The 24,339-nt window shown below is 64.1% G+C and carries 23 protein-coding genes; 18 read left to right on the top strand and 5 right to left on the bottom strand.

Annotated features, from left to right (window positions below; all coding sequences use genetic code 11):
* Positions 1-132: 132 nt before the first annotated feature.
* The 5 genes from ACTJKM_RS05460 to ACTJKM_RS05440 all read right to left on the bottom strand — a co-directional run bounded on the left by ACTJKM_RS05460 (position 133) and on the right by ACTJKM_RS05440 (position 5,163).
* A complete protein-coding gene (locus tag ACTJKM_RS05460; RefSeq protein WP_058326782.1) occupies positions 133-894 on the bottom strand; it encodes an SDR family NAD(P)-dependent oxidoreductase in 762 nt (253 codons plus the stop codon).
* A gap of 4 nt (positions 895-898) precedes the next feature.
* Positions 899-1,717, bottom strand: coding sequence for an ABC transporter permease (locus tag ACTJKM_RS05455; protein ID WP_057253338.1), 819 nt, complete (start codon positions 1,715-1,717; stop codon positions 899-901).
* Complete coding sequence (locus ACTJKM_RS05450) at positions 1,717-2,583, bottom strand: ABC transporter permease (RefSeq protein ID WP_058321833.1); 867 nt, start codon at positions 2,581-2,583, stop codon at positions 1,717-1,719. Before ACTJKM_RS05450 ends, ACTJKM_RS05455 begins: the two co-directional genes overlap by 1 nt.
* A gap of 266 nt (positions 2,584-2,849) precedes the next feature.
* Entirely contained in the window at positions 2,850-4,010 is a 1,161-nt protein-coding gene (locus ACTJKM_RS05445; RefSeq protein WP_058326781.1) for a polyamine ABC transporter substrate-binding protein, read from the bottom strand.
* Between the two features lie 70 nt (positions 4,011-4,080).
* Positions 4,081-5,163 carry an ABC transporter ATP-binding protein gene (locus ACTJKM_RS05440; protein WP_057253341.1) on the bottom strand — a complete coding sequence of 361 codons (1,083 nt, stop codon included), beginning with the start codon at positions 5,161-5,163 and terminating at the stop codon, positions 4,081-4,083.
* 219 nt (positions 5,164-5,382) lie between these two features.
* On the opposite strand from ACTJKM_RS05440, the gene ACTJKM_RS05435 reads away from it, so the two are divergent.
* The 18 genes from ACTJKM_RS05435 (at position 5,383) to derI (ending at position 24,237) form a co-directional block, all read left to right on the top strand.
* On the top strand, positions 5,383-6,153 hold the full coding sequence (locus ACTJKM_RS05435; protein WP_375293061.1) for a helix-turn-helix transcriptional regulator: 771 nt from the start codon (positions 5,383-5,385) through the stop codon (positions 6,151-6,153).
* Positions 6,154-6,384: 231 nt separating this feature from the next.
* The gene (locus ACTJKM_RS05430; RefSeq protein WP_058326839.1) at positions 6,385-7,350 is read left to right on the top strand and encodes a sugar-binding transcriptional regulator; all 966 of its coding nucleotides are present in this window, start codon (positions 6,385-6,387) and stop codon (positions 7,348-7,350) included.
* Positions 7,351-7,472: 122 nt separating this feature from the next.
* Positions 7,473-8,915 carry an extracellular solute-binding protein gene (locus tag ACTJKM_RS05425; protein ID WP_058326780.1) on the top strand — a complete coding sequence of 481 codons (1,443 nt, stop codon included), beginning with the start codon at positions 7,473-7,475 and terminating at the stop codon, positions 8,913-8,915.
* 184 nt (positions 8,916-9,099) lie between these two features.
* Complete coding sequence (locus ACTJKM_RS05420) at positions 9,100-10,023, top strand: carbohydrate ABC transporter permease (RefSeq protein ID WP_058326779.1); 924 nt, start codon at positions 9,100-9,102, stop codon at positions 10,021-10,023.
* Positions 10,024-10,034: 11 nt separating this feature from the next.
* Positions 10,035-10,892 (top strand): carbohydrate ABC transporter permease, encoded by an 858-nt coding sequence (locus ACTJKM_RS05415; RefSeq protein WP_057253349.1) that lies wholly within the window; start codon positions 10,035-10,037, stop codon positions 10,890-10,892.
* Between the two features lie 3 nt (positions 10,893-10,895).
* A complete protein-coding gene (locus tag ACTJKM_RS05410; RefSeq protein WP_058326778.1) occupies positions 10,896-12,014 on the top strand; it encodes an ABC transporter ATP-binding protein in 1,119 nt (372 codons plus the stop codon).
* Positions 12,011-13,135, top strand: coding sequence for an ABC transporter ATP-binding protein (locus ACTJKM_RS05405; RefSeq protein ID WP_057253353.1), 1,125 nt, complete (start codon positions 12,011-12,013; stop codon positions 13,133-13,135). The genes ACTJKM_RS05410 and ACTJKM_RS05405 overlap by 4 nt, the downstream gene beginning before the upstream one ends.
* On the top strand, positions 13,135-14,712 hold the full coding sequence (locus ACTJKM_RS05400; RefSeq protein ID WP_057253356.1) for an FGGY-family carbohydrate kinase: 1,578 nt from the start codon (positions 13,135-13,137) through the stop codon (positions 14,710-14,712). The genes ACTJKM_RS05405 and ACTJKM_RS05400 overlap by 1 nt, the downstream gene beginning before the upstream one ends.
* The gene (locus ACTJKM_RS05395; protein ID WP_057253358.1) at positions 14,709-15,746 is read left to right on the top strand and encodes a 2-hydroxyacid dehydrogenase; all 1,038 of its coding nucleotides are present in this window, start codon (positions 14,709-14,711) and stop codon (positions 15,744-15,746) included. Before ACTJKM_RS05400 ends, ACTJKM_RS05395 begins: the two co-directional genes overlap by 4 nt.
* A 10-nt stretch (positions 15,747-15,756) precedes the next feature.
* Positions 15,757-16,419, top strand: a complete 663-nt coding sequence (locus ACTJKM_RS05390; protein WP_058326777.1) for a class II aldolase/adducin family protein — start codon at positions 15,757-15,759, stop codon at positions 16,417-16,419.
* A 12-nt stretch (positions 16,420-16,431) separates the two neighbouring features.
* Entirely contained in the window at positions 16,432-17,967 is a 1,536-nt protein-coding gene (locus tag ACTJKM_RS05385; RefSeq protein ID WP_057254370.1) for a glycerol-3-phosphate dehydrogenase, read from the top strand.
* Between the two features lie 11 nt (positions 17,968-17,978).
* A complete protein-coding gene (locus tag ACTJKM_RS05380) occupies positions 17,979-19,031 on the top strand; it encodes a class II aldolase/adducin family protein (protein WP_058321842.1) in 1,053 nt (350 codons plus the stop codon).
* Positions 19,028-20,308, top strand: coding sequence for an FGGY-family carbohydrate kinase (locus tag ACTJKM_RS05375; protein ID WP_058326776.1), 1,281 nt, complete (start codon positions 19,028-19,030; stop codon positions 20,306-20,308). The genes ACTJKM_RS05380 and ACTJKM_RS05375 overlap by 4 nt, the downstream gene beginning before the upstream one ends.
* Positions 20,305-21,150: a TIGR01459 family HAD-type hydrolase gene (locus tag ACTJKM_RS05370; RefSeq protein WP_058326775.1), complete on the top strand. Its 846-nt coding sequence runs from the start codon at positions 20,305-20,307 to the stop codon at positions 21,148-21,150. The genes ACTJKM_RS05375 and ACTJKM_RS05370 overlap by 4 nt, the downstream gene beginning before the upstream one ends.
* A gap of 14 nt (positions 21,151-21,164) precedes the next feature.
* Positions 21,165-22,103 carry a sugar phosphate isomerase/epimerase family protein gene (locus ACTJKM_RS05365; protein ID WP_058326774.1) on the top strand — a complete coding sequence of 313 codons (939 nt, stop codon included), beginning with the start codon at positions 21,165-21,167 and terminating at the stop codon, positions 22,101-22,103.
* A gap of 100 nt (positions 22,104-22,203) precedes the next feature.
* A complete protein-coding gene (locus ACTJKM_RS05360; protein ID WP_058326773.1) occupies positions 22,204-22,989 on the top strand; it encodes a DeoR/GlpR family DNA-binding transcription regulator in 786 nt (261 codons plus the stop codon).
* Positions 22,986-23,753 (top strand): triose-phosphate isomerase, encoded by a 768-nt coding sequence (locus ACTJKM_RS05355; RefSeq protein ID WP_440638340.1) that lies wholly within the window; start codon positions 22,986-22,988, stop codon positions 23,751-23,753. The genes ACTJKM_RS05360 and ACTJKM_RS05355 overlap by 4 nt, the downstream gene beginning before the upstream one ends.
* Before the next feature lie 43 nt (positions 23,754-23,796).
* Positions 23,797-24,237: a D-erythrulose-4-phosphate isomerase gene (gene derI, locus ACTJKM_RS05350; protein ID WP_057253372.1), complete on the top strand. Its 441-nt coding sequence runs from the start codon at positions 23,797-23,799 to the stop codon at positions 24,235-24,237.
* The last annotated feature ends 102 nt before the right edge of the window (positions 24,238-24,339 follow it).

The following is a 24,339-nucleotide window of genomic DNA, read 5'->3' as shown; positions in this document are numbered from 1 at the left end:
ACGCGCCGTGGCTGGATTTCTGTGACAGGCACAGAAATGAGGGAGGGGAGGAGGCGCTCCAAGCCCAACTGCATGAGGGGAACGCGCGATTGCCGCACCTCGCGACATCGGGAGGATGCTACGTCAGCATCTTCACACCACCGTCTCGCCACCGTCGACCACGAGGATCTGGCCGGTCATGTAGGAGGAGCGGTCGGAGACGAGGAAGAGGATCGACTCGGCGATCTCGTCGACACTTGCCCAGCGGCCGAGCGGCACCTTTTCGCGGATATAGGATTCGATCGCGCCGCGCCCGCCCATCTGGGCGATGAAGGGCTCGTTGAAGGGCGTATCGACCCAGCCGGGGCAGAGCGCGTTGACCCGGATGCCGTGGCGTGCGTAGTCGCCGGCCATCTGCTTGGTCATGGCGATGACGGCGTGTTTGGTGGTCGTATAGGCGATCATCTCGCGATCATAGAGCACGCCTGAGGAGGACGAGGTATTGACGATGACGCCGCGGCCGGCCCCCCTCATCGACGGCATGACGAGGCGTGCGGCCATGAAATGGGCGCGGACGTTGAGGTTCCAGGAGCGATCAAAGCCTGCGACCTCGACTTCTTCGAGATCGCCCGCCACTTGAGCGCCGGCATGGTTGTGCAGGATGTCGATGCGGCCGTGGCGATAGAGGATATCGGCGATACCATCGCTGAGCGCTGAGTCATCCGTCACGTCGATGGCAAGCGCCTCGGCGCTGCCGCCCTTGGCGGCGATCGCCTCGACGGCGGTGCTGGCAGCCGCAAGGCTGCGGTCGACGACGACGACATGGGCGCCCTCGCGCGCCATGATGGCAGCACCCGCCTGACCGATCCCGGAGCCGGCTCCGGTCACGATCGCGACCCGGTCTTTCAGGATCATGGTTTCACTCCCCGGATTTTGTTTTCTTCTCTCGCATCAGGATGCGGGCGGTCAGGATCAGAAGCAGCGAGGCGACAAGCACCAGCGTCGCGATCGCGTTGATCTCGGGCGTCACGCCGCGGCGGATCGAGGCGAAGACGTAGATCGGTAGCGTGGTTTTCGAGCCCGCGACGAAGAAGGCGATGATGAAATCGTCGAAGGAGAAGGTGAAGGCCAGAAGAAAGCCGGCGAGGATCGACGGCAGGATCTGCGGCAGCACGATCAGCCGGAAGGTCGTGAGCGGTGTCGCGTAAAGGTCGCTCGAAGCCTCGACGATATCGCGGCCGAGGCTGGCGATGCGGGCCTTCACGATCATCGTCACCAGCGCCATCGAGAACAGGCCGTGGGCGGCGATGATCGAGCCGTAGCCGAGGCCGAGCTGCGGCGGCTGATCGCCCGGCCAGATGGTGGCGAGCGCCGGATTGATGAAGGAGAAGACGGCGACCAACGCCACCAGCGTCGCGATGCCGATGACGACGCCGGGCACGACGATTGCCGCTGCAAAGAGCGCATCGAAGATCGCCCGGTTGCGCGGCGCCAGCCGCTCCATGCCAAGGGCCGCCATGGTGCCGAAGATCGCCGCAAGCGTGGCGCTGGTGAAGGCGATCAGCAGGCTGTTCTGCAAGGCCGAGACCAGGAAGGTGTTGCCCAGCGCCTTGCCGTACCAGGCGGTCGAAAACCCGGTGAACTCGCTGGCGTTGCGCCCGGCGTTGAAGGAGAACAAGACGACGAGGGCGATCGGCGCGTAGAGGAAGAGATAGACGGAGGAGATGAAGGCGCGCATCAGACGAGATCCACCTGTCTTGTGCCGGCAACGCGGAAGGCAATGCGCATCGCCACCATCAGGATCACCACGACGACGGCAACCAGGGTGACGGCGATCGCCGAGCCGAAGGGCCAGTTTCGCGATTGCAGGAAGAGATCGACCAGCGCATTGCCGATGAAGAACACCTTGCCACCACCGAGCAACTGCGGGATCAGATATTCGCCAAGAAGCAGGATCGTCACCAGGGCGACGCCGGTCATGACGCCGGGCAACGACAGCGGCAGCGTGACGCCGAAGAAGGTCGAAACGGGTTTTGCACCGAGATCGGCGGAGGCTTCAAGCAGCCGGCGATCGAGTTTTTCGAGGCTGACATAAATCGGCATGATCATCAGCGGCAGGTAGCCGTAGACGATGCCAAGAAGGACTGCGCCCGGCGTGTTCAGCATCCTCACGTCCTCGATGCCGATCATCGAGAGCAGGTTCGGAATGCCACGCGAGCCGAGGATATACATCCAGGCATAGGTGCGCACGAGCAGGCTGGTCCAGAAGGGTACGACCACCAGCGATACGAGGATCAGCCGGTAGCGCGGGTTCGCCTTGACCGCGAGGTAGTAGGCGACCGGATAGGCGATCAGCAGGCAGGCGAGCGCGCCGATCGGCGCGAGAACGAGCGTGTTCCAGAAGGCCGCCGCACGTGTCGGCAGGTTGGCGAACTGGGCAAAGGTGAAGGCCGCCTGATAGCCGCCTTCCGGTGCGCGCTCGCCGAAGGCAAACACCAGCATGGCGATGAAGGGCAGCACGAGGAAGATCATCAGCCAGGCCGCCGCCGGCGCCACCAGCGCCGCCGTCACCAGGTTTCTCTTCGTATTCGTCGCCGCGGGCATAAAGGTCATCCGTTCGAGTTTCAGTCGTGTTTCGGTCTGCTTGGCGCGGTGAGGGAAAATGCCCCTCTTCTGTACACAGTGGGTAAGCGCCCCTCATCCGGTCTGCCGGCCACCTTCTCCCCGCTTGCGGGGCGAAGGACACTCGTGGCCCTCGCTCGGTCCCTCTCTTCCGACAGAATCAAGAGGGCAGGGAGCTCGCCGCTTGTTCCTTCTCCCCGCAAGCGGGGAGAAGGTGCCGGCAGGCGGATGAGGGGCAATTTCCAGGTTCAAGCCGACTTGAAGCGCGCCATCAGTTCGGCGCGGCCGGGGTCGGTGAGCGTCACGGCGGCGCCGAATTCGAGCGGGGTCAGCGATGCCTCGTCCGGATAGACGATCTTGTTGCCGGTCACGTCGGCCGGCAGCAGCTTCAGCACGCGGCTGTCGGTGGTCGGTGCGCCGTTGGCGATGTGCTCCTTCATGGCGTTTTCCGGCGCCATCAGATAGTTCAGCAGGGCATAGCCGGCGGCCTTGTTGGCGGCACTCTTCGGGATCGCGTAGAAATCCGACCAGATTTCACCACCGTCCTTGCCGAGCACGAACTGGATTTCCGGCATGTCGCGGTTGAGCTGGGCGCCGTCATTGGTCCAGCACATGGTCATCCAGGCATCGGTCGCGCGCATCGACGGCTGGTAGTCGCTGTTGATGGCGTAGAGATGCGGCTTCACCTTGATCAGCAGCTCCTCGGCCTTGGCTAGTTCGTCCGGCTTGATCGAGTTGAAGGAAAACCCAAGCGATACCAGCGCATTGCCGATGGTGGTGAGCTGGTAGTCGTGGACCATGGCGCGGCCGTCGGCCTCGGTCATGGCGATCTCGAAGAAGTCCTTCCAGCTGGTCACCGGCGTCTTGATCTTTCCGGAGTTGAGCGCGATGCCGGTTGTGCCCCAGTTCTTCGGCACGGCATAGGTCTTGCCGTCGACGACGCCTTCGTTTGTGAAGCGCGCCGTCTCGGTCGAGGCGTCGTAATTCGGCAGCTTCGACAGATCGAGCTCGTCGATGAGGCCGAGCTTCACATAGGTGGAGATCGTGTAGTTGGTGGGAACGAAGAGGTCCCAACCGGTGCCGCCGGCCTGGAGCTTCGCCAGCATTTCCTCGTTGGAGCCGAAGACATTGACCTCGACGGCAACGCCGGTTGCCGCCTGGAAGGCCTCGAACGTCGCGGGGTCATGGTAGTTCGGCCAGGTGGCGATCGACATCTGCGTGCCGAGATCGCCGGCGAAGGCGGTGGAATTGAAGAGGCCCGGCTGGCGCGCGAGAACTGCGGTCGCAAGCCCGAGGCCGGTGACGCCGAGGAAGTGGCGGCGCGTAACCGAGCCGCGCTTCAGGCGCATCAGTTCGTCCGAGAGCTGATCGGCGGTGATAGGGGCATTTTCTCTGTACCATTTGCTCATGACGCTGTTCCCTTTATCGTTTGACGTTCATGCGTAGGCGGCAGAACCGGCTTGGTGAGGCCGGGAGAGTTCAGGCTGGAAAGACGTGCAGCGCGTTCGGATCGAAGGCGAGGCCGACCTTTTCGCCGGGCTCCACCAGTTCGCTGTCGCCGAGCGTGCGACGGTCGGCCGTCACCAGGAAATCGCCGAGCCCGTCGACCGCGACGGAGTATTCGACGGCTGAGCCCAAAAAGATCCGGTGAGTGACGGTGCCGGCAAGCGCGTCTGCGCTGGCGGCGCCGTTGCGCGTCAGGCGGATCGCTTCGGGCCTGAGCGCCACCGTTGCCGCACCCTTCGTTCCATTGACGGCAGGGGTGGCGAAGCGGGCGCCGTTGGCAAGGACAAGCGACGAGGCGCCGTCGACGGTCGCATCGATGCGGTTGGTCTTGCCGACGAAATCGGCGACGAAGAGGCTTGCGGGACGATCGTAGATCTCCTGCGGCGGGCCGACCTGGACGATGCGGCCGGCATTCATGACGCAGACAAAATCGCTCATCGACAGCGCTTCTTCCTGATCGTGGGTGACGAGCACGAAGGTGATGCCGAGCTCGCGCTGCAGCGTCTGCAGCTCGATCTGCATGGCGGTGCGCAACTTCTTGTCGAGGGCCGCCAGCGGCTCGTCGAGCAAAAGCACCTTCGGCTTGTTGACGATGGCGCGGGCAAGCGCCACGCGCTGCTGCTGGCCGCCGGACATTTCGTGGATGCGGCGTTTGCCGAAGCCGCCGAGCCGCACCATTTCCAGCGCCTCCTGGGCGCGGCGGGAAATCTCGGCGCTGGCGATGCGCGGCCGCATCTGCCTCAAGCCGTAGGAGACGTTCTGCTCGACATCGAGATGGGGAAACAGCGCATAGTGCTGGAACACCATGTTGACCGGGCGGCGGTAGGCGGCAACACCGTTCATCGGCTCGCCGCTGATGAAGACCGTGCCCTCGCTCGGCTGCTCGAAGCCGCCGATCATGCGCAGGCAGGTGGTCTTGCCGCAGCCGGAAGGCCCGAGAAGCGCCATGAAGGCGCCACGCGGCACCTCGAGATTAATGTCCGATACGGCCGTCACGGCGCCATAACGTTTGGCGACCGAACGGAATTCGATGTCGTTCGTCGAAGCGGATGTCACGTCTGTTCCCTGCGGTTGTTTTCGGATGCAGCCAGGAATCTCCCGTCCTGGCACTCCACCGTCATTGATACGCAGCCTAGTCAGCGCGCACCCTGCCGGTATATACCCCGAGAGAGGTATTTCAACGTGGAATGCTCTGTGTGAGGAGTATACCCCGGAGCAGGAAATATCGGCCGGGAGGGCGGTTTGAGCGTCGATCTCGAGGGGCTTTTTCAGGTCATGGCACCGTTGGTGGCAGGTCCTGCGCTAGACGACGAGGCGGTCGGCACCGCCTATCGGCGGCTGATGTCGACGCTGATGACCTTCGACTATGTGGTCGTCTTTGCCTATCGCGGCAAGGAACGGCCGATCGATCTCTTCAGCACCTTCAACGCCAAGGATCATGTGCTTTTCGTCAGCCTCTACCAGGCGGGGCCCTATCTGCTTGACCCGTTCTACCATGCGGCGTCACAGGGCAAGCCGGGCATCTGGCGGATGCGGGAGCTTGCGCCCGATCGGTTCTTCTCCTCGGAATACTACCGCACCTACTATGTGCAGACCGGGCTTGCGGAGGAAGTCGGCTTCTTCGTGCCGGTCGACGAGCAGATCACCGTCGTGCTGTCGCTGATGCGGCGCGAGGCGACGGGGCCGTTCAGCCCGGCGGAGTTTGCGCTGTTGAAGAAGGTCGAGCCGCTGGTCTCGGCACTGGTGCGCCATCATTGGGCGGGTCTCGGCCGACGGTTCGATGCGGCGCTGGCGAAAACCGGCCGCAGCCGCCGCAAGGCGACGCATCCACCGGCCGATGGCGTCTGGCAGCATCTCAATCTGACGGAGCGGGAATCCTCGATCATCGAACTGGTTCTGCAGGGCCATTCGTCGGAATCGATCGGCCTCAGGCTCGGCATCTCCACCGGTACGGTCAAGGTTCACCGCCGGAACGTCTACCGCAAGCTCGGCATTTCCTCGCAGACGCAATTGCTGTCGCTGTATCTGAGAAACCTCGGGCAGTAAGCCGTGTAGGCGCCGCCCATCACTGCATGCCCGCCCGTAGCGGCGCCCCGACGGCGCGCCGCGCCGGTCGATGCCGGCTCTCCCAATCCCATTCCTCCACAAACGTGATCGATCGTGCGGCTGATCGCTATTGACATTTTTTGCACGCCATGAAATTTCTTTCATTAACGGATAAAAATATCACGCGGTGCAAAATTTATCATGCAACGCAACAAGGACCGGGTGGAGACAATGACGATTGGCGGGACAGGTATTCGTGACGACGAGACCAGCATGGCGACGCGGGCGGCCTGGCTGCACTATGCCGGCGGACTGACGCAGGCGGAGGTCGCCAAGCGACTCGGCCTTACATCGCTCAAAGCCCACCGGCTGATCATGAAGGCCAACCAGGAAGGGCTGGTGAAGGTCTATATCGACGGCGAAGTCTCCGAATGCGTCGAACTCGAGCAGGCGCTTTCGGCCCGCTTTGGCCTCGACTATTGCGAGGTGGTGCCGGACTTCGATTCCGACGATCTGCCCCTGAAGGCGCTCGGCATTTCCGGCGCGCAGTTCCTGAAGCGCGAGATCGAGCGCGGCGAGACGGCACTGGTCGGCGTCGGCCACGGCCGCACGCTTGCCGCTTGCGTCGAGTATCTGCCGCGCATGACAAGCGGCAACACCCGCTTCGTCTCGCTGCTCGGCGGTCTCACCCGCAAGTTTTCGGCCAACCCGCATGACGTGATCCACCGGCTCGCCGAACGCACCGGTGCTGAAGCCTATGTCATGCCGGTGCCGTTCTTCGCCAACACGGTCGAGGATCGTGACGTGCTCTTCAGCCAGCGCGGCGTGCGCGAGGTCTTCGATCTCGCCAAGACCGCCGACCTGCTGATGGTCGGCATCGGCACCGTCGAGCGAGAGGCGTCGCTGGTCTCGACCAGCATGATCGAAATGAGCGAGATCGAGGAGATCCAGAAGGGCGGGGCGATGGGCGAACTGCTCGGCCATTTCTTCGACGAGAACGGCCGGCCGGTCGAGACCGCGCTTTCGGACCGAACCTTCACGCTCAGCCGCGACGACCTGAAGAACCGCCGCACGGTTGCCGTGGCCGGCGGCAAGATCAAGGTGCCGGCCATTCGCGCCGTGCTCGCAAGCGGGCACCTGAGCGGCCTCATCACCGACGAGCGGACTGCACGGGCGCTTGCCGCTGAGAGCGCATGAGGCGCTGAACATTCGGGGCCATTGCGGAGGGCAGGGAGGATCTGCCGTCCAGGCCTTAAAGGGAGGAATACCGGTGGGGTAGCCGGCAGTCGCAATCATACCCGCAACGGAGGAGAAGACGAATGTACGAGAAGGAGAAGGACCTCATCAGCGCATTCCTGCGTGGGGAGGTGGACCGCCGTGGCATGCTCAAGGGATTGGGTGCCGCAGGCCTGACCGCCGGCACGGCCGGCACGTTGTTCAACATGATGTCGACCCGGGCGCTTGCTGCCGATTTCGACTGGAAGGCGCATTCCGGCAAGAAGCTGAAGCTGCTTTTGAACAAGCACCCTTACGCCGACGCGATGATCGCCAACCTGCAGGCCTTCAAGGATCTGACGGGCATCGAGGTCACCTATGACGTGTTCCCGGAAGACGTCTATTTCGACAAGGTGACGGCGGCGCTGTCGTCGGGATCGGCAGAATACGACGCCTTCATGACCGGCGCCTACATGACCTGGACCTATGGTCCGGCCGGCTGGATCGCCGACCTCAACGAATGGATCAAGGATCCGGCCAAGACCAACCCCAACTACAACTGGGACGATTTCCTTGCCGGCGTGAAGAACTCCTGCGCCTGGAACGGCCAGCCGGGCGGAGCGCTTGGGTCGGAAGACGCCAAGCAATGGTGCATTCCGTGGGCGTTCGAACAGAACAACATCACCTATAACCGCGAGATGTTCGACAAGGCCGGCGTCGAATTGCCGAAGAACCTCGACGACATGATCGCGGTTGCGGCCAAGCTGCAGAAGGACATCGGCGGCATTTACGGCATCGGCGTGCGTGGTTCGCGCTCCTGGGCGACGATCCATCCGGGCTTCCTGTCGGGTTATGCCAACTTCAACCAGAAGGACCTGAACGTCGGCGCGGACGGCAAGCTGTCGGCAGCGATGAACACCGACGGTTCGAAGGCCTATCACGCCAAGTTCGTGCAGATGATCCAGGAAAGCGGCCCGAAGGACTGGTCGACCTATACCTGGTACCAGGTCGGCACCGACCTCGGCGCCGGCGCATCGGCCATGATCTTCGACGCCGATTGCCTGGGCTACTTCATGAACGGCGGCGACAACAAGATGGCCGGCAAGCTCGGCTATGCCGCCTTTGCCGCAAACCCGGAGGCCACGGCCTCGACGCCGAACATCTGGATCTGGTCGCTCGCCATGTCCAACTTCTCCAGGGATAAGGACGCCACCTGGTACTTCCTGCAGTGGGCTTCCGGTCCCGAACATGCGCTGTTCGGCGCCACAAAGATGGACTTCGTCGATCCTGTTCGCCAGTCGATCTGGAAGGACGAGATCTTCCGCGAGAAGCTGAACGGCAAGTATCCGGGTTACGTCGAAATGTTCGACGCCTCGGCCGCCGGCGCCTCCATCAAGTTCACGCCGCAGCCGCTGTTCTTCGACGTCACCACCGAATGGGCGGCGACGCTGCAGAAGATGGTCGCCAAGCAGGTGCCTGTCGATGAAGGTCTCGACCAGCTTGCAGAAAGCATCAACCGCCAGCTCCAAGAGGCGGGTCTCGGCTGATAGGCCTCCCAAGCGATGCCCGGCGCTGACAAGCGCCGGGCACCCGAGATGCCGGCTGAGCCGGCCTGTTGCGACCGGTTTGAGGTTGCACCGAAATCAACCCGAGATGCCGAGGGACTGGCGCGGCGCCTATAGGCTCCCGCGTGCCGCGTGCTCTTTAAAGACTTCAGGAACGGAGCTCGACATGGCTTCAACAGAAACCCTCCGCAGACCGGCCTCCGGTTTCAGGATCAGCAGGAAGATGCTTCCCTACGTGCTGAGCCTGCCGGCGTTGCTCGTCTGCATCGGCATCCTCATCCCGTTCTTCACGGCAGTGATCTATTCCTTCCAGCGCTACCGGCTGAGCCAGCCCTGGAGCCGCCAGTTCAACTGGGGCGAAAACTACCTCAACTTCTTCACCGACCCGGCCTTCTGGAACACGCTCAAGGTGTCGCTGCTTTATGCCGGCCTCACCGTGACGCTGGAACTGCTGCTCGGCCTTGGCATCGCGCTGCTGCTGCAGCGGCGCTCGACCATCAACAACTTCATCTCGATCATGCTGCTTCTGCCGCTGATGATCGCGCCGGCGCTGGCCGCGCTGATGTGGAAGCTGATGACCAATCCGAGCTTCGGCATTCTCAGCTATCTCGCAAGCCTGATCGGCCTGCATGATTTCCGCTGGGCGTCCTCGCCGGACACCGCGCTTCTGACCGTCGTTCTCGTCGATATCTGGGTCTACACGCCCTTCATCATGATCCTGCTGCTGGCGGGTCTGCGCTCGCTGCCGACGCAGCCTTTCGAGGCGGCGGCCCTCGACGGCGTGCCGCGCAGCTTCGTCTTCTTCCGCATCACGCTTCCGATGCTGACGCCCTATATCCTGACGGCGACGCTGTTCCGGCTGCTCGACAGCATCCAGCAGTTCGACATCATCTATGCGATGACGCAAGGCGGACCCGGCAACACGCTCACCGTCTTCCAGGTCGAGGCCTATCTCAACTTCTTCCAGTCGACCAATGTCGGTCGTTCGGCAGCGCTTCTGATCATCCTGTGGGCGATCACCTACACGCTGTCCAACGTCTTCATCAAGAACTGGCTGCGGCTGCGCGAACGCGCTCGCGGCGAAGCTTAAGGGAGGGACCAATGGAAACCATGTCTCCGCTCGAACGGGTCTTGCGCGGTCTCGCCCTCACGCTCGTCGTGGTCTTCTTCATGTTCCCGATCTTCTGGATCTTCCTGATGTCGTTCCAGACGAACGAGACGATCCTCGCCATCCCACCGTCGATCGTGTTCTCGCCGACGCTCTCGAACTATGCGGCGCTGATCACCGGCAAGCTGCAGACGGCGGCCGGTACGCTCGACATCGCCTTCATGCGCAATCTCGGCAACTCGATCTTCCTGTCGGTCGCCTCCGTTGCCGTAGCGCTCGTGCTCGGCGTGCCCGCGGCCTATGCGTTTGCCCGCCACAAGTTCAAAGGTTCGGAGGACATCGCGTTTACGCTGCTGTCCTTCCGCTTCGCGCCGCCGCTCCTGGTGCTACTGCCGCTGACGCAGTATTTCCAGTGGCTCGGCCTCTCCAACACCTATTTCGGCCTGATCTGGGTCTACCAGCTCATCTGCCTGCCACTCATCCTCTGGATCGTGCGCGGCTACTTCGAGGATATCTCGGCCGACGTCGAATATGCCTATCGCATCGCCGGCCATTCTTGGTTTGCGACCTTCCGCAAGATCGCCCTGCCGCTCGCCGGACCCGGCATTGCCGCCGCCGGCCTGCTCGCCTTCATCTTCGCCTGGAACAACTTCGTCTTCGCGCTGGTGCTGGCGTCCGCCGACAAGCAGCCGGTGACGGTGGGCGCGCTCGCCTTCGTCACGTCCTCGGGCATCCAGTACGGGCAGATCGCCGCCGCCATCGTGCTTTCGGTCACGCCGACGCTCGCACTTGCACTCTACGCCCAGCGCTACCTCGTCGAAGGCCTGTCGCTCGGCGCGGTGAAAGGGTAACTCATGACCACGCTGCAACTGAAGAATATCGTCAAGCGCTACAAGAGCCAGACGGTTCTCGACGACTTGACTCTCGACGTCGCCGATGGCGAGCGGCTGGTGCTTTTCGGCCCCTCCGGCGCCGGCAAGACGGTGCTGCTCCGGCTGGTGGCCGGGGTCATCGAGCCCGACGAGGGCCGGGTGCTGATCGGTGGCGAGGACATGACCGACGTCGATGCCGAGCATCGCGGCGTCGGCATGGCCTTCCAGAACTTCGCGCTCTTCCCGCACATGAGCGCCTTCGACAACATCGCAAGCCCGCTGACGGCGACGCGATCGTCGAAGGAGAAGATCGCCGCCGGCGTGCAGAAGGTCGCGAAACTGCTCAAGATCGACCATGTGCTGACGCATCATCCGAAGGCGCTTTCCAACGGCCAGAAGCAGAGAACGGCACTTGCCCGCGCGCTCGTCGGCTCGCCGCCGCTCTTGCTGCTGGACGATCCCTTGCGCAACGTCGACGCCAAGCTCCGCTTCGAGATGCGGCTGGAACTGCCGCGGCTGCTCGCGGCGCAAGGCGCCACCGTCGTCTACGTCACCCAGGACTACAAGGAGGCGATGGCGCTCGGTGACCGCATCGCCGTCATGGCTGCCGGCCGCATCCGCCAGGTCGGAACGCCGCAGGAAATCTACAATGCGCCGGCCGATATCGAGATCGCGCGGCTCTTCGGCGATCCCACCATCAACCTGCTCGACGTGGTGCCGCAGTGCAGCGGCGAGGGCGTGTTCGTCGAGCTCTCCAATGTCCGGGTACGCCTTGCCGATTATGATGCCGATGTCGCGGGTAAGGAATGCGTCCTCGGCCTGCGGCCGGAGGCGATCAGCTTTGCCGATGCCGTTGCACCCGGCGCGATCCCCGTGACGGTGGAGGCGGAAACGCCGCTCAACGAAAAGACCGTGACGCTGGCACTGACCGCCCGCGGCCGCGAAATCCTGGTGTCGCGTCCGGCCGGTACGCCTGGTCCGGTCGCCGGCCCGGCCCATATTGCCGTCAATGGCACCCAGGCCTTCCTCTTCGACAAGACGAGCGGCGCCCTGCTGCCGCGCGCCGACCTCGCAGCCAAGCGCAGTGGAGAAGCGGCATGACCGACACCGCTCTTTTGATCAAGGACGTCGACAAGTTCTACGGCCCTGTCGATTACGGCGTGCATGCCGTGAAGAAGCTGAACATGGATGTTCAGAAGGGCGAGATCATCGCGCTGCTCGGCTCGTCCGGCTGCGGCAAGACCTCGACATTGCGGATGATCGCCGGCTTCGAGGCGGTCTCGCGTGGCACGATCTCGCTTGCTGGCCGGCCGGTGCAGACCCTGCCGCCGGTGCGCCGCAACGTCGCCATGGCGTTTGAGGGCTATTCGCTCTACCCGCCGCTCACGGTGCGCGAGAACATCGCCTTCGCGCTCAAGGCTTCGAAGCTTTCGCAGGGTGTCGTCGACGAGAAGGTCGCTGGTATCGCCAAGCTTTTGGAGATCGAAGACATTCTCGGGCGCTATCCAAGCTCGATCTCCGGCGGCCAGCAGCAGCGCGCCTCGCTTGGGCGGGCTCTCATCCGCGATGCCAGCCTGCACCTGCTCGACGAGCCGATGGGACAACTGGAGCCGCAGCTTCGCGCGCTGCTTCGCGGCCGCATCAAGCACTACATCAAGGAGCGGGGGCTGACGGCGATCCTCGTCACCCACGACCAGACCGAGGCCAACGCGCTCGCCGACCGCATCGCCGTCATGGAAGGCGGCGTGCTGCAGCAGTTCGACACGCCGCAGAAGATCAAGGAGCGCCCGGCCAATCTCTTCACCGGCACCTTCGTCGGCGAGCCGCCGATGAACGTCTTCGAGGCCAGCGTTTCGGGATCGGAGAGCAAAGTTGCCTTCGGCCTCAAGGATGGCGTGCGGCTCGAATATCCAGCCTCGGACTTCTCGCATGCGGTGCGTGATGCGCTGGTTCAGCGGCAGAAGGTGGTGCTCGGCATAAGGCCCTATTCGGTGCGCCGCAGCGCCGACGGCGTCACCGGCCGCGTCGCCGTCAACCAATGGCTGGGTGACCAGACCCATATCGCCGCGGATTTTGCCGGCGGCACCATGGTGCTGGTCGAGCACGACCGGACGGAGCTTGATGTCGGCCAGCCGATCGGTATCCATCTCGACCCGTCGAGCCTGCATGTCTTCGACGGCGAAAGCGGCCGGGCGATCAGCCATGGACAGGAGCTCGCCTGATGCGGGATATCCTCATCGGCATAGATGCGGGTACGTCGGTCATCAAATCGGTGGCCTTCGACCTGCGCGGTCGGCAGATCGCCATGGCGGCCCTGCCGAACGCCTATGAGGCCGTGGGCCGCGCCGGCAGCGTGCAGGATCTCGACCGCACCTGGGCCGATGCGGCAGCGACGCTCAAGCAGCTCTCCGACAAGATCGAAAACCTCCCTGGCCGTGTTGCCGCGATCGCGGTGACCGGTCAGGGGGACGGCACCTGGATGATCGACAGGGACGGCGCGCCTGTCGGCAAGGGCTGGCTCTGGCTCGATGCGCGCGCCGGCGAGACGGTGGAGCGGCTGCGCGCCGACAGCGGCGATATCGACCGCTTTCAAAGCACGGGCGTGGGGCTCGCCGCCTGCCAGCAGGGCCCGCAGCTTCGCTGGATGCGCGACCATGCGCCCGAGATGCTCAACGGTGTCGCAACGACGTTCCATTGCAAGGACTGGCTCTATTTCAAGCTGACCGGCAAGCGGGCGACCGACCCATCCGAGGCCAATTTCAGCTTCGGCAATTTCCGCACCCGCAGCTACAACGACGACGTCATCGCCTTCCTCGGCCTCGAAAAGCTGAAGCATGTGCTGCCCGAGATCGTCGATGGTGCCTCGACCCATCACCTGCTTTCGGCCGAAGCCGCTCGCATCACGGGGCTCACCGAAGGCACGCCTGTTGTGCTCGGTTACGTCGATGTGGTCTGCACCGCGCTCGGTGCCGGCCTCTATGATCCCGGCACCGATACTGGCTGCTCGATCATCGGTTCGACCGGCATGCATATGCGACTGGCCAACGGTGCCGACGATGTGCGCCTCAACCGCGACTTGACCGGCTACACCATGTGCATGCCGATCCCGGGCACCTATGCGCAGATGCAGTCGAATATGGCAGCGACGCTCAACATCGACTGGATCCTGTCGGTGGCATCCGGGCTGCTCAAGGGCATGGGCGTCGAAAAATCGAAGGACGAACTGCTTTCCCATGTCGACGGCTGGCTTGCGGACGCCAAGGACACGCCGCTGATCTTCCAGCCCTATATCTCGGAGGCGGGCGAGCGCGGGCCTTTCGTCGACGCCTCGGCCCGCGCCTCCTTCGTCGGCCTCTCGATCACCCACGGTTTCGGCGACATGGTGAAGGCGGTCTTTGACGGGCTCGCCATGGCGGCGCGCGATTGCTACGCGGAAATGGGGCCGCTGCCGGCGCGCATCCAGCTGACGGGTGGTGCTGCCCGCAGCGCCTCGCTCCGCCGCATCCTCGGAGCGGCGCTCGGCGCCAGCGTCCAGACGAGCGAACGGGAAGAGGCGGGTGCTGCCGGTGCTGCCATGATCGCCGCCGTCTCGCTCGGCATCTATCCCTCGATGGCCGATTGCCTCGGCGATTGGGTCACCCCCTACCAACGACCGGCGGAAGCCGCCGATCCGGTGCTTAGCTGTCGCTTTGACGAACTCTTCCCCGCCTACCAGCAGTCGCGAACAGCGCTCAGACCCGTCTGGCACGCACTCTCCCAAGGTGTTGACGCCGGAAATCAACAGGAAAGACCGAAATGAAGAAGATAGCCATTATCGGCGACCGGTTCATGCTGCCGGACGTCTTCCGCGACAAGATCGTCGAGGCGACCGGCAACGGCCATGACATCCGCACGCTCGAACTGCCCTGGCCCGATGTGCCGATGGAGCACGGCTATGCCGTCGAAGGCATGGACGGGCTGAAGGAATACCTCGGCAAGCCCGAGGACATCGTCGAATTCATCGGTGACGCGGAAATCCTGGTGACGCAGCTGGCGCCGCTGTCGCGAGGGATGCTTGCGGCACTGCCCGGCCTCAAGCTCGTCGCGGTCTCGCGCGGCGGACCTGTGAATATCGACATGGGTGCGGCGCGCGACGCAGGTGTGCGCGTCGTCAACACGCCCGGCCGCAATGCGAGCGCCGTTGCCGAATTCACGCTCGGCGCGATCCTCGCCGAGACGCGGCTGATCCGCACCGGGCATGAGGCGCTGCGCAAGGGCGAATGGCGCGGCGATCTCTATCGCGCCGACCGCACCGGCCGCGAACTCTGCGAAATGACCGTTGGCGTCATCGGTTACGGCAATATCGGCACGAAGGTCGTGCGTCTGCTGCGCGCCTTCGGCACCAAGGTGCTGGTGCACGACCCCTATGTGCAGCTTTCGGCGGACGACCTCAATGCTGGCGTCGAGCAGGTCTCGCTCGACGATCTTCTGTCCCGCTCGGACCTCGTGACGCTGCATCCCCGCGTCACGGAGGAGACGCGCAATATGATGAACGCCGAGACCTTCGCCAAGATGAAGCCGGGCGCGATCTTCGTGAACACGGCGCGTGGCCCGCTCTGCGACTACGACGCGCTCTATGAAAACCTGCTGAGCGGCCATCTCTCGGCGGCGATGCTGGAGACCTTCGCCGTGGAGCCGGTACCGGAGGATTGGCCGCTGCTGCAACTCCCCAATGTGACGCTGACGCCGCATATCGCCGGCGCCTCGGTGCGCACCGTGACCTTTGCCGCCGAAATGGCGGCCGAGGAAGTCCGCCGCTACATCGCCGGCCTGCCGCCGGTTCATCCCTGCTGAGGTGACAGTTATGAGCGAACGCGAACTGCGCCAGTCGATCGTCGACCATTGCCGCCACATGAACGCCATCGGGCTCAACCAGGGCACGTCGGGCAATATCAGCCTGCGCCACGGCGAGACCATGCTGGTGACGCCCTCGGGCATTCCCTATGACGAGATGACGTCCGAGATGATCGTCGCCATGCAGATCGAGGGCGAATACGGAAGCTGGTCAGGGCCGAAGAAGCCGTCGGTCGAATGGCCGTTTCACCTGGATATCCTGCGCGCTCGGCCGGAGGTCGGTGCCGTCGTCCACACCCATGCGATGTATTCGACCATTCTGGCGATCGCCCGCAAGCCGATCCCGGCCTGCCACTACATGATCGCGGCCTTCGGCGGCAGTGATGTGCGCGTCGCGGACTACGAGCGCTATGGCACCAAGGCGCTCTCCGACAGCGTCTTGCGCGCCCTCGAAGGCCGCAGTGCCTGCCTGATGGCGAACCACGGCATGATCGCGACCGGCGCGAGCCTGGAGAAGGCGATGTGGGCGGCGGTCGAGCTCGAGACGATCGCCAAGCAGTACTACCACACGCTGCTGATCGGCGGCCCGGTGCTCCTGTCGGAGGCCGAGATATCAGGCGTGATCGAGGGCTTCTCCACCTATGGCCTGCAGGACAAGACGAAGGCGGCGTGAGGCATGGCGGCGATGGCGACAGGAGTAACGACGGTGGGTTCCGAGACCAGAGTGTATGATCTGTTTGTCATCGGCGGCGGCGTCAATGGCGCGGGCATTGCGCGCGACGCCGCCGGGCGAGGGCTTTCGGTTCTCTTGTGCGAGAAGGACGATCTGGCGCAGGGCACGAGCTCGCGTTCGGGCAAGCTGGTGCATGGCGGTCTGCGCTATCTCGAATATTACGAGTTTCGTCTGGTGCGCGAGGCGCTGATCGAACGCGAGGTGCTGCTTCAGTCCGCGCCGCACATCATCTGGCCGATGCGTTTCGTGCTGCCGCACAACCCGGAGGATCGGCCGGCCTGGCTCGTGCGGCTCGGGCTCTTCCTCTATGACCATCTCGGCGGACGCAAACGGCTGCCGGGGACGCGGAGCCTCAATCTTTCGACCGCGCCTGAGGGCGCGCCGATCAAGCGCGAGTATCGCAGGGCGTTCGAGTATTCCGACTGTTGGGTGGATGACGCCCGCCTCGTGGTTCTGAACGCGCTCGATGCACGCTCCCGTGGCGCCCGGGTCTTGACGCGCACCGCCTGCAGCGCGATCCGCCGGCGGGACGGGCTCTGGTTTATCGAGATGACCGATACGCGAACCGGGGCGAAGACCGAGGCGAGGGCGCGGTGTGTGGTCAACACGGCCGGCCCCTGGGTCAACGACGTCATCGGCCGGATCGGCGGGCTGAACTCCAGCCGCAGCGTGCGCCTGGTCAAGGGCAGCCACATCGTCGTGCCGAAGTTCTGGGAGGGACGGCAGGCCTACCTGGTGCAGAACCCGGACAAGCGGGTGATCTTCATCAACCCCTACCAGAATGACCTGGCGCTGATCGGGACGACGGATATCCCTTACGAAGGCCGGCCGGAGGACGTATCGGCCGACGGCAACGAGATCAGCTATCTGCTGAAGTCGGTAAACCGCTACTTCAAGCAACAACTGACCTCTGACGATATCGTCTACAGCTTCTCCGGCGTGCGCCCGCTCTATGACGACAATGCCGAAAACCCCTCCGCCGTCACCCGCGACTACATCTTCGAGGTCGATGCGGCCGATGGCCAGGCGCCTCTGCTCTCGGTCTTCGGCGGCAAGATCACCACGTTCCGCAAGCTTTCCGAACATGCATTGGAACGGCTGAAGCCCTTCTTCCACAAGATGGGGCCAGCCTGGACGGCGAGCGCGCATCTGCCGGGCGGCGATATGGCGGATGCCGATTTCGAGCAGTTCCTGGGTGATCTCAAGGCGCGCTACCGCTGGCTGCCCGCCGATCTCGCCAAGCATTATGCGCGGCTCTACGGCACGCGGACGCATGCGCTGCTCGCCGGTGCCACCGCGGTCGAGGATCTCGGGCGGGCCTTCGGTTCGCTCCTTCGTGAGCGCGAGGCGCGCTTCCTCATCGAAAACGAATGGGCGCTGACGGCGGACGACATTCTCGACCGTCGGACAAAACACGGCCTGCACATGACACTGGCCGAGCGGCAGGCCTTCACCCATTGGCTGGAACGCCAGCAGGCGGCGGCCTGAAGGAGACTGAGATGCGAAGTCTGGAATTCGAAGCGCTTCTCGATCTTTCGGCCCGTATCGGGTCGGATCCGCTGCTGGTGCAGGGGGCGGGCGGCAACACCTCGATCAAGGAGGGTGGGGCGCTCTGGATCAAGGCCTCGGGGCTCTGGCTGGCGCATGCCCGCCAGCGCGACGTCATGGTGCCAGTGGCGCTCGATCCGTTGCTCGATGCGCTGGAGCGCAATGATCCGGCGACGGAGAAGGCCCAGGACTTCGTGATTGCCGAGCGCAACCCCTCTGGCCTGCGCCCTTCGATCGAAACGACGGTGCATGCGCTGATGCCGCAGAGGGTGGTGGTGCATGTGCATTGCGTCGAGACGATCGCGACGGCGGTGCAGACGATCGGTGCCGCGATCGCCGCCGAGCGGCTTTCCGGTTTCCCGCATGTCTTTGTGCCCTATGCCCGGCCAGGCCTGCCGCTTGCCCGGGCGATCGCCGAACGGGTGCAGGACAACACCTCGGCGCTGGTTCTCGGCAACCATGGCCTCGTCGTCGCTGCTGATAGCGTGACGGATGCGGCGATCCTTTTGACCGACATCACGCGCTGCCTGACCGGGCAGAGGCGGGAGGCGCCGGCGGCTGATGTGGCGGCGCTTTCGCGGCTTGCCGTCGACAGCGACTACCGGCTGCCGGAGGATCCGTACCTGCACACGGTGGCGGCCGATCTCGACAGTTGCCGGCTTGCGGCTGGCGGCAGCCTCTATCCCGATCATGTGATCTTCCTCGGCAAGGGCGTCGTAGTAGCCGCTCCCGGCGAGACTGCCTTATCGATCGAGGAGAAGCGGCGCGCAGCCGGCGAGAGCCTGCCGCCGTTGCTGCTCTTCCCCGGCAAGGGCGTGCTGGTGCAGAAGGAAATTTCGGCCGGCGCCTTCGCCATGGCGCGGTGCCTCGCTGACGTGACGGCACGCATTCCGGCGGATGCTCGCCTGCGCTACCTGACCGAAGCGGAGAACGCCGAGCTTCTCGGCTGGGACGCTGAGAAATACCGCCAGCAGCTCAACCGCGCCGGACAGGTGCTGCAATGAGCGGTGACAAGCTGGTCCTCGGCATCGATATTGGCACCTCGGGCGCGCGCGCAGTGGCCATGGCGGCAGATGGTAGCGTCGTCGCATCGGGTGCGGCGAAGCTTTTGTCCCACAGCGACGATCACCGCGATCCGATCGGCTGGTGGAAGGCGGTGCAGGTGGCGCTTGCCGAAGCGCTCGGCGGCATCGATCGGCAGAAGGTCTCAGCACTTTCGATCGACGGCACGTCCGGCACGGTGCTGCCGGTCGATCCGACGGGCGCGCCGCTGGCGACGCCGATGATGTACAACGACCCGGTTGGCGACCGCGCTCTTCTCGATGCGATCGCTAACCATGCGCCGCGGGAGAGCGCCGCCCATGGCGCCACATCCGGCCTTGCCAAGCTTCTCGCCTTCCAGTCGGTGCCGGATGTTTTCCGGGTGATCCATCAAGCCGATTGGCTCGCTGGGCATTTCACCGGGCTCTATGATGTCTCCGACGAAAACAATGCCCTCAAGACTGGCTACGACCCGGTATCACGCTCGTGGCCGGAGTGGATCGGAAGGACGGGGGCGCGTGTCGAGCTTTTGCCAGACGTGCTGCCAGCCGGCGCGCCGATCGCGACCATCGCGCCGGCAGCGGCTGAAGCCTTCGGGCTTTCAGCCGCCGTGGTGGTCGTTGCCGGCACCACGGACGGGTGCGCCTCGTTCCTGGCAACGGGCGCCGATCAGCCGGGGGACGGCGTCAGCGCGCTTGGCACGACTTTGACGGTGAAGATGCTCTCCGAACGGCCGCTGTTTGCGCCGGAATACGGGCTTTACAGCCACCGCATCGGCGAGATGTGGCTTGCGGGCGGGGCATCCAATACCGGCGGGGTGGTGCTCGCCGAGCATTTCTCGCCGGAAAGGATCGCCGTGCTTTCTGAGAAGATCAACCCGGTCGTCGATACCGGGCTCGACTACTATCCGCTCGTCAAACCCGGCGAGCGTTTTCCGGTCGCCGATCCGGATTTTCTGCCGCGGATGAGCCCACGGCCGGCCGATGATGCCACCTTTCTCAAGGCAATCTTCGAAGGCATCGCCGGGGTCGAGAGCCTTGCCTACCAGCGGCTGACCGAGCTCGGCGGACCGGCGCTCCGTTCGCTCCGCAGCGTCGGCGGCGGCGCGAAGAATGTGGCCTGGACCGCGATCCGCATGCGCAAGCTCGGCGTCCCATTCCTGCCGGTTCTGTCCGAAGAGGCAGCCGCCGGCACGGCGCGGCTTGCGCTTGCCGGCGCCAGAAAGGCGGGTGTGCTGTGACGGTTATCGAGACGATCGCCGGCCTCAGCGAGATTGCCGATCGCTACGACGCCTTCCTGATCGACCAGTTCGGCGTGCTGCGCGACGGGCGCGGTCCGTATCCGGTGGCGGCCGACACGCTGGTGCGGCTGAAGGATGCCGGAAAACGCATCATCATCCTCTCCAACTCGGGCAAACGTTCCGCGGAGAACGACCGTCGCCTTGTAGACATCGGCTTTGCCGCCGGCAGCTGGGACTGGTTCCTGACTTCGGGGGAGGTCGCCTGGCAGATCCTCAAGCGAGAAGGCGCAGGCAGCGCAGGCACGCCGCGCAAGTGCCTGCTGATCAGCCGTGACAACGATCTGTCGCCGATCAAAGGGCTCGACCTCGAGCGCACGACAAGCGGCGCTGATGCCGATATCGTGCTGCTTTCGGCGAGCGAAGGCGATCTCTATCCGCTCTCTCACTATGAGGCGCTGCTGGCACCGGCGGCCGCGCGTGGCGTTCCCTGCCTCTGTACCAATCCCGACAAGGTGATGCTGACGAAGACGGGTACCGCCTTTGGTGCCGGTCGCATCGCCGACCTCTACGAAGAACTTGGCGGCAAGGTGCGCTGGATCGGCAAGCCCTTCGCCGACATCTACGCGCTCGCGCTCGACTTCCTCGGTCATCCCGATCCGACGCGGGTCTGTGCCATCGGCGACAGCATAGAGCATGACATCGCCGGTGCGGCGAATGCGGGGCTGCATTCCGTGCTGGTGATGACCGGGATCCTGGAACACGCCGTGGACGAGGAACGTCGCCGGCTCTTTGCCGAGCACGGCGCGTCTCCCGATTTCATCCTTCCGAAATTTCACTGGTAGCCGGGAGTAAGGTCGTGGCCTTCACGCTGTCGCTCAACACCAATCCGCTGGTCAACCGCTTCGCCGAGGCCGACGACCTGATCGACACCATCGCCGACCAGATCCGCATCGGCTACGTGCAGTTGACCCATGAATTCGTCAATCCCGGCTGGCCGGCGGCGACGATCGCCAAGACCCTCAGACAGTTTCGGCGGGCGCTTGATCGCACCGGCGTGAAGGTCACCTCGGGCATGACCGGGCCCTATGGCCGGCTCAACCATTTCGGCCATCCGGACCCGGATGTCCGACGATACTATGTCGACTGGTTCAAGACCTTTGCCGATATCTCCGCCGAACTCGGCGCGTCCGGCATGGGCACGCAGTTCGCGATCTTCACGCTGAAGGATTACGACGATCCGGCGCGGCGCGAGGAGATGATGCGGATCGCCATCGAATGCTGGCGCGAAGTGGCAGAGCACGGCAAGGCGGCGGGGCTCTCCTACGTCTTCTGGGAGCCGATGTCGGTCGGCCGCGAATTCGGCCACACGATCGAGGAATGCCGATCGCTCGACCGGCGGCTGGCCGAGGCCGATCTGCCGATTCCGATGAAGATGATGGTCGATATCGACCATGGCGACGTCACCTCGGACAATCCCGATGATATCGATCCCTATGCCTGGGCCGGGGCGTTCCCCGAGCGCTCGCCGATCATCCACATCAAGCAGTCGTCGATGAATAAGGGCGGCCACTGGCCGTTCACCGCCGCCTACAACAGGGACGGCCGCATCACGCCCGACAAGCTGATCGGCGCAGTCAAAGCCGGTGGCGGCACCGATAACGAGATCTGCCTGGAGCTTTCCTTCCGCGAGCGCGAGCCGACCGATCACAACGTGGTCGAGATGATCCGGGAGTCCGTCGAATTCTGGGAACCTTACATCGACACGGGCTTTAATCGCCCACAGAAATCACATTGAAATATCACAAAATCACACAACAGAAATTGAAATCTAACAAATAGCTGTTATCTTCTCACTGTGAGCGCGGCCATGGCTGCGCGCGATTGGGGCTGAGACGATGAAGCCGGAAGACAGGCGACAGGCGATCATGGATGTGCTGATGGAGGCCGGAGCGGCGTCCGTCGAAGACCTGTCCTTGCGCTTCGGCGTCAGCAAGATGACGGTGCATCGCGACCTCGACGACCTCGAACAGGCGGGCCTGCTGCGCAAGGTGCATGGTGGCGCCTCGATCCAGTCGAGCCCACAATTCGAAAGCGACTTCCGTTACCGTGAGAAGATCGCCACCGCCGAAAAGCGGCGGATCGCCGAAAATGCGGCGGGGCTGATCGAGCCCGGGCAGAGCATCCTGATCGACGACAGCTCGACGACGGGCGCGATCGCTGAGTGCATCCGCGACATCCGCCCGCTGACGGTCATCACCAACAATCTTGGCGTGATCACCAGCCTTTCGGGTACTGCCGGCATCAACGTCATCGCGCTCGGCGGCCAGTACAGCAAGAAGTTCAACGGCTTCTTCGGCATCGTCACCGACGAGGCGCTTCGGTCGCTGCGCGTCGACATCGCCTTTCTGTCGAGCTCGGCAATCGAAGGGACGACGGCCTTCCACCAGGACCAGGAGGTGGTGCAGGCCAAGCGCCTGATGGTGAAGGCGGCCAAGCGCAAATACCTGCTGGTGGACCACGACAAATTCGGGCGCTCGGCGCTCCATTTCCTGACCGGCCTCGATGCCTTCGATGCGGTGCTGACCGGCGCCGAAGTGGCTGCCGAGCATGCAGCACCACTCGAAGAGGCAGGCATTCGGCTGGTCAGGGTCGGCAATAGCAAGGCATCGGAGAAAGCATGAACAAGTCCGGGCTCTGGGTCGGCACCAGCTGGAAGATGAACAAGACGCTGGCCGAGGCGATGGTCTTTGCCGATGGCCTGGCCGCTACCGATGCGACGCGCGACGATCGTGTCCAGCGCTTCGTCATCCCGCCGTTCACGGCGGTGCGCGAGGTCAAGGCGCGGCTTGCCGCAACCAGTGTCAAGGTCGGCGCGCAGAACATGCATTGGGACGATGCCGGCGCCTGGACCGGCGAGGTGTCGCCGCTGATGCTTGCGGATTGCAACGTCGACGTGGTCGAGCTTGGCCACAGCGAGCGGCGCGAGCATTTCGGCGAGACCGACCGCACCGTCGGCCTGAAGACGGCAGCCGCCGTGCGCCATGGTCTGGTGCCGCTGATCTGCATCGGCGAGACGCTTTCCGAGCGTGAAGCGGGCGAGGCGGATCTGGTGCTGAGGCGTCAGGTCGAAGGCGCACTGGCGCTTCTCGAAGGCGAGGCGAAGCAGGCGACCATCCTGCTTGCCTACGAGCCGGTCTGGGCGATCGGCGTCAACGGCATTCCCGCGACATCGGACTATGCGGACGAGCGCCACAAGCGCATCGCCGACGTCGCCGAAGCGGCGCTCGGCCGGCGCGTGCCGGTGCTCTATGGCGGCAGCGTCAATCCCGGCAACTGCGAAGAATTGATCGCGCAGGTGCATATCGACGGCCTCTTCATCGGTCGCTCCGCCTGGGACGTCACTGGCTATCTCGACATTCTGCAGCGTGTCGTAAAGGCGATCTGAGCCTTCGGCCGCGGCAGTTCCTGAAGAATGGAAAGGAACAATCATGAAGATTGCAATCGGGGCAGACAGCGCCGGCAAGCCCCTGCTGGACGTCATTGCCGCCCATCTCGCGGGCCGGGCCGACGTCGAGGTCGTAGACCTCAGCCAGTCCGGCTTTTACGCGGATCTCGCGCAGAAGCTGGCGCAGCAGGTCGTCGAGGGCAAGCACGACCGCGGCATCCTGTTCTGCGGCACGGGCATCGGCGTCTGCATCTCCGCCAACAAGGTGCCGGGCATCCGTGCAGCACTGACGCACGACACCTATTCGGCCGAGCGTGCGGCGAAGTCGAACAACGCCCAGATCATCACCATGGGTGCGCGGGTCATCGGGCCGGAGTTGGCGAAATCGATCGTCGATACCTGGCTTGCGTCCGAATTCGATCCGCAGGGCGCTTCGGCCGGCAACGTGCAAGCGATCGACCGTCTCGATGCTGCCAAGGCATAAAGAACATCGCGACGCCCGTTGATCCTCCCTCAGGCATCGTGACGAGACGCCCGGCAGAGATGCCGGGCGTTTTCGTATCTGGCGCGCACCACGCCTTGACGA

It is taken from the genome of Ensifer sp. 22460, from assembly GCF_052044935.1.
Lineage (GTDB): Bacteria > Pseudomonadota > Alphaproteobacteria > Rhizobiales > Rhizobiaceae > Ensifer.
The sequence above is the reverse complement of the archived record's forward strand: the minus strand, read 5'-3'. Positions and strand labels throughout refer to the sequence as shown.

Coding starts and splice junctions, on each gene's coding strand:
- ACTJKM_RS05360 (WP_058326773.1), top strand. CDS start 22,204: ATGAAGCCGGAAGACAGGCGACAGGCGATCATGGATGTGCTGATGGAG.
- ACTJKM_RS05445 (WP_058326781.1), bottom strand. CDS start 4,010: ATGAGCAAATGGTACAGAGAAAATGCCCCTATCACCGCCGATCAGCTC.
- ACTJKM_RS05395 (WP_057253358.1), top strand. CDS start 14,709: ATGAAGAAGATAGCCATTATCGGCGACCGGTTCATGCTGCCGGACGTC.
- derI (WP_057253372.1), top strand. CDS start 23,797: ATGAAGATTGCAATCGGGGCAGACAGCGCCGGCAAGCCCCTGCTGGAC.
- ACTJKM_RS05405 (WP_057253353.1), top strand. CDS start 12,011: ATGACCGACACCGCTCTTTTGATCAAGGACGTCGACAAGTTCTACGGC.
- ACTJKM_RS05420 (WP_058326779.1), top strand. CDS start 9,100: ATGGCTTCAACAGAAACCCTCCGCAGACCGGCCTCCGGTTTCAGGATC.
- ACTJKM_RS05375 (WP_058326776.1), top strand. CDS start 19,028: ATGAGCGGTGACAAGCTGGTCCTCGGCATCGATATTGGCACCTCGGGC.
- ACTJKM_RS05380 (WP_058321842.1), top strand. CDS start 17,979: ATGCGAAGTCTGGAATTCGAAGCGCTTCTCGATCTTTCGGCCCGTATC.
- ACTJKM_RS05460 (WP_058326782.1), bottom strand. CDS start 894: ATGATCCTGAAAGACCGGGTCGCGATCGTGACCGGAGCCGGCTCCGGG.
- ACTJKM_RS05355 (WP_440638340.1), top strand. CDS start 22,986: ATGAACAAGTCCGGGCTCTGGGTCGGCACCAGCTGGAAGATGAACAAG.
- ACTJKM_RS05410 (WP_058326778.1), top strand. CDS start 10,896: ATGACCACGCTGCAACTGAAGAATATCGTCAAGCGCTACAAGAGCCAG.
- ACTJKM_RS05430 (WP_058326839.1), top strand. CDS start 6,385: ATGACGATTGGCGGGACAGGTATTCGTGACGACGAGACCAGCATGGCG.
- ACTJKM_RS05425 (WP_058326780.1), top strand. CDS start 7,473: ATGTACGAGAAGGAGAAGGACCTCATCAGCGCATTCCTGCGTGGGGAG.
- ACTJKM_RS05390 (WP_058326777.1), top strand. CDS start 15,757: ATGAGCGAACGCGAACTGCGCCAGTCGATCGTCGACCATTGCCGCCAC.
- ACTJKM_RS05400 (WP_057253356.1), top strand. CDS start 13,135: ATGCGGGATATCCTCATCGGCATAGATGCGGGTACGTCGGTCATCAAA.
- ACTJKM_RS05415 (WP_057253349.1), top strand. CDS start 10,035: ATGGAAACCATGTCTCCGCTCGAACGGGTCTTGCGCGGTCTCGCCCTC.
- ACTJKM_RS05385 (WP_057254370.1), top strand. CDS start 16,432: ATGGCGACAGGAGTAACGACGGTGGGTTCCGAGACCAGAGTGTATGAT.
- ACTJKM_RS05455 (WP_057253338.1), bottom strand. CDS start 1,717: ATGCGCGCCTTCATCTCCTCCGTCTATCTCTTCCTCTACGCGCCGATC.
- ACTJKM_RS05450 (WP_058321833.1), bottom strand. CDS start 2,583: ATGCCCGCGGCGACGAATACGAAGAGAAACCTGGTGACGGCGGCGCTG.
- ACTJKM_RS05435 (WP_375293061.1), top strand. CDS start 5,383: ATGGCACCGTTGGTGGCAGGTCCTGCGCTAGACGACGAGGCGGTCGGC.